The sequence below is a fragment of the Streptomyces paromomycinus genome, assembly GCF_003865155.1.
Lineage (GTDB): Bacteria > Actinomycetota > Actinomycetes > Streptomycetales > Streptomycetaceae > Streptomyces > Streptomyces chrestomyceticus.
In genome coordinates this window covers 4,442,268-4,457,427 of sequence record NZ_BHZD01000001.1, presented here as the reverse complement: position 1 = coordinate 4,457,427, position 15,160 = coordinate 4,442,268, and the positions used below count along the sequence as shown (strand labels likewise).

General features: G+C 72.9%; 10 protein-coding genes and 1 tRNA gene. 10 read left to right on the top strand and 1 reads right to left on the bottom strand.

Annotation, left to right across the window (positions count from 1 at the left end; translation table 11 throughout):
* Positions 1–45 precede the first annotated feature (45 nt).
* From OEIGOIKO_RS18585 to OEIGOIKO_RS18570, 4 genes are all read left to right on the top strand, one after another.
* Positions 46–627 (top strand): hypothetical protein, encoded by a 582-nt coding sequence (locus tag OEIGOIKO_RS18585; protein WP_032928534.1) that lies wholly within the window; start codon positions 46–48, stop codon positions 625–627.
* Positions 628–1,082: 455 nt separating this feature from the next.
* Positions 1,083–2,633 (top strand): DUF7059 domain-containing protein, encoded by a 1,551-nt coding sequence (locus OEIGOIKO_RS18580; protein WP_125055006.1) that lies wholly within the window; start codon positions 1,083–1,085, stop codon positions 2,631–2,633.
* A gap of 261 nt (positions 2,634–2,894) precedes the next feature.
* Complete coding sequence (locus OEIGOIKO_RS18575; RefSeq protein ID WP_125045784.1) at positions 2,895–3,086, top strand: hypothetical protein; 192 nt, start codon at positions 2,895–2,897, stop codon at positions 3,084–3,086.
* 269 nt (positions 3,087–3,355) lie between these two features.
* Positions 3,356–3,757, top strand: a complete 402-nt coding sequence (locus tag OEIGOIKO_RS18570) for a hypothetical protein (protein WP_125055005.1) — start codon at positions 3,356–3,358, stop codon at positions 3,755–3,757.
* Between the two features lie 114 nt (positions 3,758–3,871).
* Here the strand turns inward: OEIGOIKO_RS18570 and OEIGOIKO_RS18565 are convergent, their stop codons facing one another.
* Complete coding sequence (locus OEIGOIKO_RS18565; RefSeq protein ID WP_125055004.1) at positions 3,872–4,282, bottom strand: DUF2752 domain-containing protein; 411 nt, start codon at positions 4,280–4,282, stop codon at positions 3,872–3,874.
* A 589-nt stretch (positions 4,283–4,871) separates the two neighbouring features.
* Between OEIGOIKO_RS18565 and topA the strand changes: the two genes are divergently transcribed.
* From topA to OEIGOIKO_RS18535, 6 genes are all read left to right on the top strand, one after another.
* Positions 4,872–7,742, top strand: a complete 2,871-nt coding sequence (topA, locus tag OEIGOIKO_RS18560) for a type I DNA topoisomerase (RefSeq protein WP_125055003.1) — start codon at positions 4,872–4,874, stop codon at positions 7,740–7,742.
* 10 nt (positions 7,743–7,752) lie between these two features.
* A complete protein-coding gene (locus OEIGOIKO_RS18555; RefSeq protein ID WP_125055002.1) occupies positions 7,753–8,013 on the top strand; it encodes a hypothetical protein in 261 nt (86 codons plus the stop codon).
* Positions 8,014–8,076: 63 nt separating this feature from the next.
* The gene (tmk, locus tag OEIGOIKO_RS18550; RefSeq protein WP_125055001.1) at positions 8,077–11,442 is read left to right on the top strand and encodes a dTMP kinase; all 3,366 of its coding nucleotides are present in this window, start codon (positions 8,077–8,079) and stop codon (positions 11,440–11,442) included.
* A gap of 284 nt (positions 11,443–11,726) precedes the next feature.
* Positions 11,727–12,965 carry a DNA polymerase III subunit delta' gene (locus OEIGOIKO_RS18545; RefSeq protein ID WP_125055000.1) on the top strand — a complete coding sequence of 413 codons (1,239 nt, stop codon included), beginning with the start codon at positions 11,727–11,729 and terminating at the stop codon, positions 12,963–12,965.
* A 201-nt stretch (positions 12,966–13,166) separates the two neighbouring features.
* Positions 13,167–14,768 (top strand): alpha/beta hydrolase, encoded by a 1,602-nt coding sequence (locus tag OEIGOIKO_RS18540; protein WP_125054999.1) that lies wholly within the window; start codon positions 13,167–13,169, stop codon positions 14,766–14,768.
* Positions 14,769–14,817: 49 nt separating this feature from the next.
* A tRNA-Thr gene (locus OEIGOIKO_RS18535) sits at positions 14,818–14,891 on the top strand.
* Positions 14,892–15,160 lie beyond the last annotated feature (269 nt).

Genomic DNA, 15,160 nt, shown 5'->3' with positions numbered 1-15,160 from the left:
GACGTGTATGTTCCGGGGCCGAGAGCCATGGAAGGGACCAATCCGGTGAAGAAGAAGCTTGTGGCCGCGCTGTCCGGCGGCGCGGCACTGATGCTCGCGCTGACCGGCTGCAGCGACGACGGTGACAATAAGCTCGACGCCTGGGCCAAGAAGTTCTGCGACCCCGCCCAGGCCCAGTTCAAGAAGATCCAGGACGCCAACACGTCCATGCAGACGGCCGACAGCGGCGGCACCGACTCCAAGAAGGTCCAGGAGGCCGACTCCAAGGCGTTCCAGCAGATCTCCGACGCCTACGCGTCGCTGGCGAAGTCGCTCGACCAGGCCGGCGCGCCGCCCGCCGACGGCGGCGAGGAGTCCCAGAAGAACGCGGTCAAGGAGCTCAACGACCTCTCCAAGGGCTACGCCGACCTCAAGAAGCAGGTCGACGGCCTGGACACCGGGGACAAGGGCAAGTTCGCCGACGGCCTGCGGTCGCTGTCCGACGGCATCAACAAACTCAACAAGAAGAGCGAACAGGCGTTCAGCAAGCTGGAGTCCGGCGACGTCAAGAAGGCGATGGCCGGGCAGTCGGGCTGCCAGAACCAGAAGGCCACCGAGGGCGGCGGGTCGGCCGCGCCGAAGAAGTAGCCGAGGGGCGCGACGGCCGTCGGGCGCCGCGGAGGGCCGGCGGCCGTGACGTAGGGCCGGCGGGTGTCCCGCAGGTCCGGCGGGCGTGGCCGCCGCGTGCGCCTACGAGCTTCCCGGGCGGGGCCGACACGCCGTCAGGCGCGGCCGGGCCGCGGGCGACACGCCGTGGGACCCGGCAGGACCCGCAGCGGGGCACGTGGCCGACACGCCGTCGGGCCCCGTCTGCCGCGGCCGCTCCGCTGTCGTGGCCGCTTGGCCCGCCGTCTGCCGCCCGCTCCGCTGTCGTGCCCGCTCCGCTGTCGCGGCCGCTCGCCTGCCGCCCGCTCCGCCGTCGGGGCCGCTTGCCCCGCCGCCTGCCGCCCGCCCCGCGCCCGCCGGGCCGCCCGCCGTGACCCGTTGGCCGCGGTGCGGCCGGGCCGTGGCCGTTTGTCAGTGGTTGGCCCGACAATGGGAGCGTGAGTACGCACCTCCCCACCGCAGACCTTCGAGACCCCGATTCCGCCGCCCGCACGGCCCGGATGCGTGACGCGCTGCGCGCCGCCGCGTTCACCGCCGACGGCCTGCTGGAGCTGCTCGGCGCGCCCGCCTACGCCGCGCTGGCCCGCAGCGAGACCGTCCCGGCGCTCCGCGCGACCCGGGGCGACGGGCCCCTGGCCACCCTGGTGCGGCTGTTCCTGCTCCAGCGCCCGGTGCCGTACGGCCGGGCCGCCGCCGCGCTGCCGGTGGACGACTGCCTCGCCGACGGCTGGTTGGTGCGCGACGGTGACGAGGTCCGGGCGAGCGTCGACGTGCGTCCGTACGGCGGCCCCGACGGCCAGGACTGGTGGATCGTCTCCGACCTCGGGTGCGCGGTCGGCGGCGCGGGCGGCATCCGGGCCGCCGAGGAGGCCGCCGGCGTGGACCGCGCGCAGCTGGTGCTCGGGGTCGGCGGCGCGTCCACGACCCTGGCCGGTCTCACCGTCCGCACCCCCGTCGCCAAGGTCCTCGACCTCGGCACCGGCTCCGGCATCCAGGCGCTGCACGCCTCCCCGTACGCGACCGAGGTCACGGCCACGGACCTGAACCCGCGGGCGCTGCGGATCGCCGGGCTGACGCTGGCGCTGTCCGGCGCGCCCGCCGCCGACCTGCGGGAGGGCTCGCTGTTCGACCCGGTGGGCGAGGAGACGTACGACCTGATCGTCTCCAACCCGCCCTTCGTGATCTCGCCGGGCGCCCGGCTGACCTACCGGGACGGCGGCATGGGCGGCGACGACCTGTGCCGCACCATCGTCCAGCAGGCCGCGGCCCACCTGAACGACGGCGGGTACTGCCAGCTCCTCGCCAACTGGCAGCATGTCGAGGGCGAGGACTGGCGCGACCGGCTGCGCTCCTGGGTGCCGCGCGGCTGCGACGCGTGGATCGTGCAGCGCGAGGTCCAGGACGTGACGCAGTACGCGGAGCTGTGGCTGCGGGACGCCGGCGACCACCGTACGGGCCCCGAGGAGTACGCGGCGCGCTACGACGCCTGGCTGGAGGAGTTCGAGGCCCGGCGGACCAAGGCCGTCGGCTTCGGGTGGATCACTCTGCGCAAGTCCGGCGCTGCGGACCCGTCGATCACGGTCGAGGAGTGGCCGCACCCGGTCGAGCAGCCGCTGGGCGGCGCGGTCGTCCAGCATTTCGAACGTCAGGACTACCTGCGCGCGACGGACGACGCGGCCCTGCTGGCCGGCCATTTCCGGCTCGCCGACGAGGTCGTGCAGGAGCAGGTCGGGCTGCCCGGCGCCGAGGACCCGGAGCATGTGGTCCTGCGGCAGAACCGCGGCATGCGGCGCGCCACGAAGGTGGACACGGTCGGCGCGGGCTTCGCCGGGGTCTGCGACGGCTCGCTGCCCGCCGGACGCATCCTCGACGCGATCGCGCAACTGGTCGGCGAGGACCCGGTGTTGCTGCGCGACCGTACACCGGACGCGATCCGGACCCTGGTCGAGCAGGGCTTCCTGGAGCCGGTGGAGGCCGGGAAGGACTGAGGACACGGGCCGAAGGGATGACGGCGGCACCGGGCCGAAGGGATGACGGCGGCACCGGGCCGAAGGGACGACGGCAAGGGCCGGGCCGAGGGGCGACGGCAGGGGCCGGGCCGGTGGGCGACAGAAAGGGCCCTCGACGCGCCCCGCCCCGACGTGCCCCGCCCCGACACGCCCCGCCCCGAGAGAGCGGCGGCGATGCCGTACGGGCGGCATTCACCCGGGGTTCGCCGCCGCGCCGCCCGGGAGTGCGACGCTGCCCGCATGGAGAGTGGTCCCGAGGCGTTCGCCGGGGTGGCCTTCGCGCTGTTCGGCGCCGGCCTGCTGGTGTGGACGGGCGTGTGCGTACGGGCCGGGGAGCCGGTCGCCGACGGGGTGAGCCGGTCGGCGGGTACGACGCTGGCGCTGCTCTTCGGCGTGCTGTTCCTGGGGACAGGGTGCTGGCTGCTGCTGTAGAGGCGGACGGGACCGGCTTCCCCGGGCGCGTCCGTGAGCTCCCGAGGGAACGCACCGGCCTCCCCCGCCGTCTTCACCACAAGCGCCCGCCACCCGCCCCGCCCCCCTTTTCGTTGCGCGATCAACTGCATTGCGCCCACGGGCCGTTCACTCCCGCACCACCAGAAAAAACACGCGCAAAACCACTCGCCCGTGAAGCAACCGGAACGGCCATCTGCCCGTGTTCCTGAGTGAAGGCCATCAACCGGCCCAACAGGGAGGAACACGTCATGAACCGTGCATACCGCCTCGCCGCCGCAGGTGTTCTCAGCGCCGCGCTCGTCGCCGGAACCGCGGCCGCCGCCTCCGCGGCCCCCGCGTCCCCGGCCGCCCACTCCGCCACCGCCAAGGCCCCGCAGAAGGCCGCGCTCACCGCCAAGGCCAGCACCAACTCGGTCAAGGCGTGGCAGGAGTTCCGTATCTCCGGCACCTCCACCGGCATCAAGGCCGGCACCAAGGTCACCGTCCAGCAGAAGCAGGGCGCCAAGTGGGTCGCGCTGCCCGCGAGCGTCACCACCAACAAGACCGGCGCCTACTCGCTCCGCGTCAAGCTGGGCATCAAGGGCGTCAACCAGCTGCGGATCGCCGGCGGCGGCGCGGTCTCCCCGGTGATCACGGTCACGGTGCGCTGAAGCGGGCCGTAGCGCACCACCAGGACGCACGGTACGCCGGGCGCGCCGCTTCCCCCGCGGCGCGCCCGGCGGCCGTTCGCTTACGGGCGGTGCCGGCCGGGGCGCAACGTCCGGTCAGCCCGTGAGATTGCGCACCAGCATCCAGACGGCGGCGATGCCGAGGACGACGGCGTTGCCGCGCGCCCCGAGGCGGGCCCGGAACCGGCGCCCGCGCAGCCCCGCGTACAGCCACCGGCCGGTCATGTACGCGGCGGCCGGCACGCCCAGGACCAGCAGGACGGCGTTGTCGTGGAAGGCCGTCACGAGGTCGCCGTGCATCAGGTCGTACGCCATCCGGGTCCCGCCGCACGCCGGGCAGAGCAGCCCCGTCGCCCAGCGGAACGGACACGGAAGCAGTAGCTGCCCCGGTTCGTGGGGATCGGTGTGCCAGAGATAGACCGCGCCGAGGACGCCGACCCCGACGGCGACCGCCGCGCGGCGCAGCGTCGCGTTCCGTACGGCCGTGGGGGAAGAGGGAACGTTCACGGCGTGCTCACCGCACCGGAGCCCGGCTCGGCCTGCTCACCGCACCGAAGCCCGGCTCGACGACCTGGCGTAGTTGCCCTGATTCAGGACAAACGCGCTCTGCCCGGGCGACGGCTCCCGCCCCACGAAGACCCACCGGCCACTCCAGACATCCCAGCTACCGTCCCAGCTGCTCAAGCCGCTCCCGTCACCTCATGCACACCGGCGACTTCACGCCCCGCTCCGGCCAGGACGGCGGCACCGGGTGAGAGGGCACGGTCGAGAGGGGACAGTACGGGGTGAGAACGGATACGGCCACCGGCCGCCCCGGCGACGCCCGCCGCCCGGCCAGCTAAGGCCCGGCCCCGGCACCGCCCCGGGGTCGGCTTCGGCACCGCCCCGGCTCGTGCTCCGGCACCGGCCCGTGTCCGGTCCGGGCGGCATGAAGGCATGTAGTCGGGTTACCGTTCGAGTGGCGTTGCGGGGTTTTTCCGTTTGACACGAGGGCGGGATGTACCGTCACACTCCGCAGCGTCAAGCGTCACCGCAGTGTCCCCCAGAGCTCCGGCCCGGGGGTTACCCCCAGCGTCGACCGGAGAGAAGAGCGAAGTTGTCCCCGACCAGCGAGACCGCACAGGGCGGCGGCCGCCGACTCGTCATCGTCGAGTCGCCTGCCAAGGCGAAGACGATCAAGGGCTACCTCGGCCCCGGCTACGTGGTCGAGGCCAGCGTCGGGCACATCCGCGACCTCCCGAACGGCGCGGCGGAGGTCCCGGCGAAGTACAAGGGCGAGCCCTGGGCCCGCCTCGGTGTGAACGTCGACGCCGACTTCCAGCCGATCTACGTCGTCAACAGTGACAAGAAGGACCAGGTCAAGAAGCTCAAGGAGCTGCTGGCCGAGTCCGACGAACTCTTCCTCGCCACCGATGAGGACCGCGAGGGCGAGGCTATCGCCTGGCACCTCCAGGAGATCCTCAAGCCGAAGGTCCCGGTCCACCGGATGGTCTTCCACGAGATCACCAAGGACGCGATCCGGGCCGCCGTCGCCAATCCGCGCGAGCTGAACCAGAAGCTGGTCGACGCCCAGGAGACCCGCCGCATCCTCGACCGCCTCTACGGCTACGAGGTCTCGCCGGTCCTGTGGAAGAAGGTCATGCCGCGCCTGTCGGCCGGCCGTGTGCAGTCGGTGGCCACCCGCCTCGTCGTCGAGCGGGAGCGCGAGCGCATCGCCTTCCGCTCCGCCGAGTACTGGGACCTGACCGGCACGTTCTCCACCGGCCGCGCGGGCGACACCAGCGACCCGTCCACCCTGGCCGCGCGCCTGTCGTCGGTCGACGGCCGCCGCGTCGCCCAGGGCCGTGACTTCGGCCCCAACGGGCAGCTCAAGAACAGCGACGTCCTGCACCTGGACGAGGCCAACGCCCGCGCGCTGGCCGCCGCCCTGGAGAACACCGACTTCGCGGTCCGCTCGGTCGAGTCCAAGCCGTACCGCCGCTCCCCGTACGCCCCGTTCCGTACGACCACGCTCCAGCAGGAGGCCAGCCGCAAGCTGGGCTTCGGCGCGAAGTCCACCATGCAGGTGGCGCAGAAGCTGTACGAGAACGGCTTCATCACCTATATGCGTACGGACTCCACGACGCTCTCGGACACCGCGATCTCCGCGGCCCGCGCCCAGGTCACGCAGCTGTACGGCGCCGCGTACCTGCCGGACAAGCCGCGCTCGTACGCGGGCAAGGTCAAGAACGCGCAGGAGGCGCACGAGGCGATCCGGCCTTCGGGTGATCGTTTCCGCACCCCGGCGGAGACCGGTCTGAGCGGTGACCAGTTCAAGCTGTACGAGCTGATCTGGAAGCGCACCGTCGCCTCCCAGATGAAGGACGCCACCGGCAACTCCGTCACGGTCAAGATCGGTGGCCGGTCGGCCGACGGCCGGGACGCCGAGTTCAGCGCCTCCGGCAAGACCATCACCTTCCACGGCTTCCTCAAGGCGTACGTGGAAGGCGCCGACGACCCGAACGCCGAGCTGGACGACCGCGAGCGCCGCCTGCCGCAGGTCGCCGAGGGCGACCCGCTGACCGCGCGGGAGATCACCGCGGACGGCCACGCCACCAAGCCCCCGGCCCGCTACACCGAGGCCACGCTGGTCAAGGAGCTGGAAGAGCGCGAGATCGGCCGTCCGTCGACCTACGCGTCGATCATCGGCACCATCCTGGACCGCGGCTACGTCTTCAAGAAGGGCACCGCCCTGGTGCCGTCCTTCCTGAGCTTCGCCGTGGTCAACCTCCTGGAGAAGCACTTCGGGCGGCTCGTCGACTACGACTTCACCGCCAAGATGGAGGACGACCTCGACCGCATCGCGCGCGGCGAGGCCCAGTCCGTGCCGTGGCTGCGCCGCTTCTACTTCGGCGAGGGCGAGGCGGCCGGCGCCGCCTCCGAGGCGGGCAACGGCGACGGCGACCACCTCGGCGGCCTGAAGGAGCTGGTCACCGACCTCGGCGCGATCGACGCCCGGGAGATCTCCTCCTTCCCGGTCGGCGACGGCATCATGCTCCGGGTCGGCCGCTACGGCCCGTACGTGGAGCGCGGCGAGAAGGACGCCGAGGGCCACCAGCGCGCCGACGTGCCGGAGGACCTGGCGCCCGACGAGCTGACCGTCGAGTACGCGGAGGAGCTGCTCGCCAAGCCGAGCGGCGACTTCGAGCTGGGCATGGACCCGGACAGCGGCAACCAGATCGTCGCCAAGGACGGCCGCTACGGCCCGTACGTCACCGAGATCCTGCCCGAGGGCACCCCGAAGACCGGCAAGAACGCGGTCAAGCCGCGCACCGCCTCGCTCTTCAAGTCGATGTCCCTGGACACCGTCACCCTCGCCGACGCGCTCAAGCTGATGTCGCTGCCGCGCGTCGTCGGCAAGGACCCCGAGGGCGTCGAGATCACCGCGCAGAACGGCCGCTACGGCCCGTACCTGAAGAAGGGCACCGACTCGCGCTCCCTGGAGACCGAGGACCAGATCTTCAACATCACGCTGGAGCAGGCCCTCGCCATCTACGCGCAGCCCAAGCAGCGCGGCCGCGCCGCCGCCAAGCCGCCGCTGAAGGAGCTGGGCACCGACCCGGTCAGCGAGCGTCCGGTGGTCGTCAAGGACGGCCGCTTCGGCCCGTACGTCACCGACGGTGAGACCAACGCGACGCTGCGGCGGGACGACGACGTCGAGACGATCACGCCGGAGCGCGGCTACGAGCTGCTCGCCGAGAAGCGCGCCAAGGGCCCGGCGAAGAAGACCGCCAAGAAGGCCCCGGCCAAGAAGACCGCGGCGAAGAAGACGACCGCCGCGAAGAAGGCCCCGGCGAAGAAGGCGGCCGCGAAGAAGACGACGGCTGCGAAGAAGACCACGACGGCGAAGAAGACGACCGCCGCGAAGAAGACCACGGCTGCGGCCACCGCCGCGAAGAAGGCGGCGGCCGAGAGCGTGGAGAGCTGAGGGGAGCACGATGGCGTACCGCGTCACCTACACCGTCGAGGCGAAGGTGACGGCGGACGCCATGGCGCCGGAGCGGCGGGACGTGCTCGAACGCGGGCTGGCCAAGCTCGCTCTCGACCCGTACCACAAGGCCACGGCGCACATCGGTACGCACGAGGACGACCGCAAAGCCCAGGTGGCGCCGGGACTCCTCATCGAGTACGTCGTCGCGCACGGTCTGCTCGTCGTCGTGGTGATCGAGATCTTCGACGCCGTGCTGCTGGAGGACTGAACCACCCGCCCGTGTGTTCGGGCGGAAGCTGGACCTGTCATATCCGGCCGATAGGCTGGCGGGATGACGCGTGCCGAGCTCCCTACGGTCGTGACCCCCACATCCGGCGCCCTCGTCGCGGACTCCCGCGAGCGCGCCGTGCGAGCCCTGCTCCGCTTCCCCCCACTGAAGCGGCTCTGGAGCGCACAGTTCGTCGGGGCGATCGGCGATGCCCTAGCCCTGTTGGTGCTCGTACTGCTGACGCTGCAAGCGGCGGTGTACGTACCCTTCGGCGGCCAGGCGGCCTTCGGCGGCGGCTACCGCGGCGCGGCCCTGGCCGTCGCCGCCGTCTTCGCGGCCCGGATGCTGGCCACCCTGCTCTCCGGGGCGGTGCTGCTGGGCCCGCTGTCCGCGCTGACCGCGCCGTCCGGTCCGCTGGACCGCCGCTGGACCATGATCGGCGCGGACGGGGTGCGGCTGGCGCTGCTGGTCATGGCCCCGCTGTGGATCGACTGGACCCCTGACACCGCGCTGGTCTGGCTGCTGGTGACGGTCTTCGTCGGCGGCGTGGCCGAGCGGTTCTGGACCGTAGCGCGGGAGAGCGCGGCGCCCGGACTGCTCCCCGCGCCGCCTCCGGCCCCGGCCCCGTTCTCGCCCTCGTCCTCGTCCGACCGGGAGGACCGGGGGGACCGTGCCGAGGGCCCGTCCGTCCGCCCGCTGCCCGACAACCTGGACGCGCTGCGCCGCCTGTCGCTGCGCACCGCCTTCGTCTCGCTGCCGCTGGCCGCCGCTGGCCTGATCGTCGTCGCACTGGTCAGCAGGCTGCTGGCCAACGGCATCGGCTGGTTCGCAGACCACCAGGCCGCGCTCGCCTCGTACGTGGCCTCCGGCCTCTTCGCCGCCTCCGTCTCGATCCTGTACTTCCTCGAACTTCCCGGTACGCAGACTCCGCGCCCGCGCTCTCCCCTGGAGGGCCTGCGCCGCCCCAAGGGCGACGGCGGTGTTGACCGCGGCCGTACGAACGCCGTACCGCTGTTGGTCCTGGCCTGCGCGGCGGTGGCCGGCGCGATCGCCGCGGCCGTCTCCGTCGCCGTGCTGCACGCCGGTGACCTCGGCGGCGGACCGGTCGCCTTCGGCCTGCTGGTCCTCGGCCTGAGCGGCGGCCCGGTCGCGGGCATCCGCGGCGCGCGCAAGGTGCTGCCCGCGCTGTCCCGGCGTCGCCTGCTGGCCCTCGCCGTGGCGGTCACGGGCCTGGCCCTGCTGGCGGCCGGGCTGGTCCCGGACACCACGACGGTCGTCCTGCTGATGCTGCTCGCCGGAGTGGCGGCGGGCGTCGCGGCCAACACCGGCCACACGCTCCTGGACCAGGAGACCGAAGCGTCCCGCTCGGCCCGTACGACCGATCACCTGCACGCGGTCGTCCGGCTCGTGGTCGCGCTGGCCGTCATCGTCGCGCCGCTGCTCGCCGGGGCCATCGGCCCGCACCACCTGGCAGGCGACAAGAACGTCTTCTCGCACGGCGGCGCGGCCTTCACCCTGATGCTGGTCGGCGCGCTGCTGCTGCCGGTCGCCGCATGGGTGCTCGGCAAGGTCGACGACCGGCAGGGCGTCCCCCTCGGACGCGACCTGCGCGAGGCGCTGCGCGGCGGCGACCCGGACCAGGCCCCGGCCCCCACCGGCTTCTTCATCGCCCTGGAGGGCGGCGACGGCGCCGGGAAGTCGACCCAGGTCGAGGCGCTCGCCGCATGGATCCGCGGCAAGGGCCACGAGGTCGTGGTGACCCGCGAGCCGGGTGCCACCGCCATCGGCAAACGGCTGCGCTCGATCATCCTGGACGTGTCCACCTCGGGCCTCTCCGACCGCGCCGAGGCGCTGATGTTCGCCGCCGACCGCGCCGAACACGTCAACAGCGTGATCCGCCCCGCCCTCGAACGGGGCGCGGTCGTCATCACCGACCGGTACATCGACTCCTCCGTCGCCTACCAGGGCGCGGGCCGCAACCTCGCCCCCACCGAGATCGCCCGCATCTCCCGCTGGGCCACCGACGGCCTCGTACCGCACCTGACCGTGCTCCTCGACGTCTCCCCGGAGACCGCCCGCGAGCGCTTCACCGAGGCACCGGACCGGATGGAGTCCGAGCCGGCCGAGTTCCACCAGCGCGTCCGCTCCGGCTTCCTGACCCTGGCCGCCGCCGACCCGGCGCGCTACCTGGTCGTGGACGCCGGCCAGGAGCCGGAGGACGTCACCACCGTCGTACGCCACCGCCTCGACCAGGTGCTGCCGCTGTCCGAGGCCGAGGTCAAGGCCCAGGAAGAGGCCCGCAAGGCCGCCGAGGAGGAAGCCCGGCGCAAGGCCGAGGAAGAGGCCGCGCGCAAGGCCGAGGAGGAGCGCAAGGAGCGCGAACGGCAGGAGCAGCTCGCCAAGCTCCGCGCCGAGGAGGAAGAGCGCAAGCGTCGCGAGATCGAGGAGGCCAAGGCCCGCGAAGCCGCCCGCCAGGCCGAAGAAGCACGCAAGCGCGCCGAGGAGGCCCGTCAGGCCGCCGAGGAGGAGCGCCGGCGCCGCGAGGCCGAAGAGAGCGCGCGCCAGGCCGAACAGGAACGCCTGCGCAAGCGGGCCGAAGAAGAGGCCCGGCTGCGCGCGGAGGCCGAGGAACGCCGCCGGGAGAAGCAGCGCAAGGCCGAAGAAGCACTGCTGCGCGCCGAGCAGGCTCGCCTGGCAGCCGCGGCCGAGGCAGAAGCCAAGGCCAAGGCCGAGGCGGAAGCCCGGGCCGAGGAGGAGGCCGAGGCCGCGCGCAAGGCCCGGGAAGAGGCGGCCAGGGCGGCGGAGGCCGCGGAGGCGCCGACGACGGAGACGCCGATGGCGGGACTGGGGCAGCACGGGCGTACGGAGCGGGAGCAGTACGGCCGTACGGAGCGGGACCCGTCGCCCCGCTCGTCCTCGTCCTCGTCCTCCTCCTCGTCCTTCTCCTCGTCCTCGGACGCCGAGGAGACCGCCGTCCTGCCGCAGCACCGGGACGACGCCCCGGGTGCCGCCGACGAGACCGCGGTGCTGCCGCCCGTACGCCCCGAGGCGGACCACGGCTGGCAGGAGCGGGAGGAGGCGCGGCGCGGGGACGACCCGGCGGACCGGGTGCCCGAGTGGATGTTCCGCAAGGAGCACGACGGCCGTACGGGGGAGCGGGGCACGTCCGGCCGCCCAGGAGGCCACGGTGCTTCCAACGCCTCCAACGCCTCGAACGCCTCCGGCGTCTCCGGTGTGGAACGTACGAGGGAACTCCCGCAGATCGACCCGGCGACCGGCGAACCGGCCCAGCCCGCGCCGCGCCGCCGCCCGGCCTGGGCCGAGGAGACCCCGCTGGACGACCTGCCGACACTGGCCGACGAACTCCTCGGCCCGCGCGAGGACGAGGACGAGCAGCAGGGACGCGGCCGACGGGGACGCCGGGGCTGAGGCCGGCGGGCGGGCGACGCCCCACAAACAGTTGAGCCCCTGGCGGCAGCCACCTCCCAGCTGCCGCCAGGGGCTCCCCCCTTCCCTCACCACCAACCCCGCCCCTTTCTTCCCCTCCCCTCCTCTCCCCTCCCCTCCCCTCCCCTCCCCTCTCCGTCAGCGCTGTCAGTGGGAGGCCCCACAATGGAACGAGCGCGGGGCGCGGCGCGACGGCGCGGAAGATGGGGCGTCGTCGGGGCAGCGCGACGGCACGGGCAGGACGGACAGGAACGGCGGGCAGCAACATGGCTGTGTGGGACGACGTGGTCGGGCAGGAACGCCTGACGGAGCAGCTTGCCGCTGCCGCACGCGACGCGGACGCGCTGGTCACCGCCGAGGGCGCGGCCGCGAGCGGCGCGGACCCCATAGCGGAGTCCGGCGCGTCCGGCGCGTCCAAGATGACGCACGCCTGGCTGTTCACCGGCCCGCCCGGCTCCGGCCGGGCCACCGCCGCCCGCGCCTTCGCCGCCGCCCTCCAGTGCGTCAGCCCGGACCGCGCGCTGGGCGGCGCACCCGGCTGTGGCTTCTGCGACGGCTGCCACACGAGCCTGGTGGGCACCCACGCCGACGTCGAGGTCGTCCGTACGGACCTGCTCTCGATCGGCGTCAAGGAGACGCGCGACCTGGTCCGCCGCTCCTCCATGTCCCCGTCCGGCGGCCGCTGGCAGGTCATCGTCCTGGAGGACGCCGACCGCCTCACCGAAGGCGCGGGCAACGTACTCCTCAAGGCCGTCGAGGAGCCCGCCCCCCGTACGGTCTGGCTGCTGTGCGCGCCCTCCATCGAGGACGTCCTGCCCACGATCCGCTCCCGCTGCCGGCACGTCACCCTGCGCACGCCGCCGGTGGCCGCCGTCGCCGACGTCCTGATCCGCCGGGACGGCATCGACCCCGACGCCGCGGCAGCCGCCGCCCGCGCCACCCAGGGACACATCGGCCGGGCCCGCCGTCTGGCCACCGACGAGCGCGCCCGCGCCCGCCGTGCCGCCGTCCTCAAGCTCCCCCTGCGCGTCGACGACATCGGCGGCTGCCTCAAGGGCGCCCAGGAACTGATCGACGCCGCGACGGAGGACGCCAAGCAGGTCGCGGAGGACGTCGACGCCAAGGAGACGGAGGAGCTGCGCGCCGCCCTGGGAGCCGCCGCCGGCACGGGCGGCCGGTTGCCGCGCGGTACGGCGGGCGCCATGAAGGAGCTCCAGGACAAGCAGAAGCGCCGTTCCACCCGTACCCAGCGCGACAGCCTCGACCTCGCCCTGACCGACCTCACCGGCTTCTACCGCGACGTCCTGGCCGTCCAGCTGAACGCCACGGTCCCGCTGGCCAACGACGAGGTCCGCGACAGCGTCCGGCGGATCGCCGCCTCCTCGACCCCGGAGCGCACCCTGCGCCGGATAGAGGCGGTCATCGCCTGCCGCCAGGCCCTCGACCGCAACGTGGCGCCCCTCCTGGCCGTCGAGGCGATGACAGCGGCCCTCCGCAAGGGCTGAAACCCACCAGCCTCTCCCCGGCCACGCCCCTCACCCGTACGAGCGTACCCACTCACCCCCACGGAACGTCCCGACCCGGATACGCTCCGTCCACCACCCCGACCAGCAAGCCATCCCCCACCCCACCCTCCCACCCCCTCCCGCTCTTCCCCCCTTCCATCCCCTTCCATCCCTTCCTCTCCTCGGGACCGAGGGACCGCCATGGCCACCAACCGCCTGCTCCGCACCGCCGGTACCGTCCTGACAGCCACCGCGCTACTCCTCTCCGGTTGCTCCTCGGGGGATTCCTCACCCGGCGCCGCTGCCTCCGGACAGCCGACGAACGGCCGCACGGGTTCCGCCGACACCATGCCCGAGGCGGCGACGGCCACCATCAAACCCCTCCCCACCGCCGTCCCGGCCGCCCTCCGCCCCTACTACGGCCAGAAACTCACCTGGCGCGAGTGCGGCATCGTCGGCTTCGAGTGCACGACGATGAAGGCTCCCCTCGACTACGCGAAGCCCAGCACCGCCACCGACCTGAAGCTGGCCGTCTCCCGGAAGAAGGCCACCGGCCCGGGCAGCCGCATCGGCTCCCTCATGGTCAACCCGGGCGGTCCGGGCGGCTCGGCGATCGACTACCTCCAGCAGTACGCGCCGCAGCCCGACGCCGTCCGGGCCCGTTACGACATGGTCGCCATGGACCCGCGCGGCGTGGCCCGCAGCGAGCCGGTCACCTGCCTGTCCAGTGCCCAGATGGACGGGTACACCCGCGTCGACCAGACCCCCGACTCGGACGCCGAGGTCGACCGCCTCACCAGTGCCCTGCGCGACTTCACCAGGGGGTGCCGCGCCCGCACCGGTGCCCGCCTCGGCCACGTCTCGACCGCCGAGTCGGCCCGCGACATGGACGTCCTGCGCGCCGTCCTCGGTGACGACAAACTCACCTACGTCGGCGCGTCCTACGGGACCTTCCTCGGCGCGACCTACGCCGGCCTCTTCCCCTCCCGCGTCGGCCGCCTCGTACTCGACGGCGCGACGGACCCCTCCCTGCCCGCCCGGACGATGAACCGCGACCAGACCGCCGGCTTCAACACCGCCTTCACCGCGTTCGCCAAGGACTGCGCCAAGCAACGCGACTGCCCCCTGGGCACCGGCAGCCCCGAAGAGGCCGGCCGCCGCCTGACCGCCCTCTTCAAGCAGCTCGACGCCCGCCCCGCTCCCACCGGCAGCGACCGCACCCTCACCGAGTCCCTCGCCACCAGCGGCGTGACGGCCGCGATGTACGACGAGGGCGCGTGGCCGGTGCTGCGCGAATACCTCGCCAAGGCCCAGAAAGGTGACGGCAGCGGCCTGCTCGCCCTCTCCGACTCCTACTACGAACGCGACCCCGACGGCACCTACGCCAACCAGATGTTCGCCAACCCCGCCGTGAACTGCCTCGACCTCCCGGGCGCCTTCTCCGGCCCCGACGAGGTACGGGCCGCCCTGCCCGCCTTCCGCAAGGCCTCCCCGGTCTTCGGCGAAAGCTTCGCCTGGGCCGCCCTGAACTGCGCGTACTGGCCGGTCAAACCCACCGGCGAACCCCACCGCATCACCGCCGAGGGCGCCGCCCCGATTCTGGTCGTCGGCACCACCCGCGACCCGGCCACCCCCTACCCCTGGGCCCGCGCCCTGGCCTCCCAGCTCTCCTCCGCCACCCTCCTCACCTACGAGGGCGACGGCCACACCGCCTACGGCCGCGGCAGCGACTGCATCGACACCACCATCAACACCTACCTCCTCGAAGGCACACCCCCACCCCCCGACAAACACTGCACCTGACCCGGTTCGGACCACCCCCATCCGATGTGTAGACTGGGCTCCGCACCACGCCGCCTTAGCTCAGTCGGCCAGAGCGACGCACTCGTAATGCGTAGGTCTCGGGTTCGAATCCCGAAGGCGGCTCAGAAAGAGCCCAGGACAGATAGCCTCTGACCTGGGCTCTTGTGGTTCTCGTGATCGATTCACAGGAGTGGTGCTACCCACCCGGGGCGCCGTGGTCGCCCCCGGTGGACAACCGGTGGACAGGCGTGCAGCGAGCGTGCAGACCGGTGGACAAGCGGGTGGCCGCCGACGAGGGATGCGGGAGCAAGTCCCAGAGTGCATCTGTGCATCACGGGCAGCGCTTCGTTTGGAGCGCTCTTGGGAGGTCTCTACAAATAGGTGGTGTCGTG

Bases quoted from the DNA above. Each gene is read 5' to 3' on its own strand.
- OEIGOIKO_RS18575 (WP_125045784.1), top strand. From the start codon at position 2,895: ATGGAGAGTGGTCCCGAGGCGTTCGCCGGGGTGGCCTTCGCGCTGTTC.
- OEIGOIKO_RS18570 (WP_125055005.1), top strand. From the start codon at position 3,356: ATGAACCGTGCATACCGCCTCGCCGCCGCAGGTGTTCTCAGCGCCGCG.
- OEIGOIKO_RS18545 (WP_125055000.1), top strand. From the start codon at position 11,727: ATGGCTGTGTGGGACGACGTGGTCGGGCAGGAACGCCTGACGGAGCAG.
- OEIGOIKO_RS18540 (WP_125054999.1), top strand. From the start codon at position 13,167: ATGGCCACCAACCGCCTGCTCCGCACCGCCGGTACCGTCCTGACAGCC.
- tmk (WP_125055001.1), top strand. From the start codon at position 8,077: ATGACGCGTGCCGAGCTCCCTACGGTCGTGACCCCCACATCCGGCGCC.
- OEIGOIKO_RS18555 (WP_125055002.1), top strand. From the start codon at position 7,753: ATGGCGTACCGCGTCACCTACACCGTCGAGGCGAAGGTGACGGCGGAC.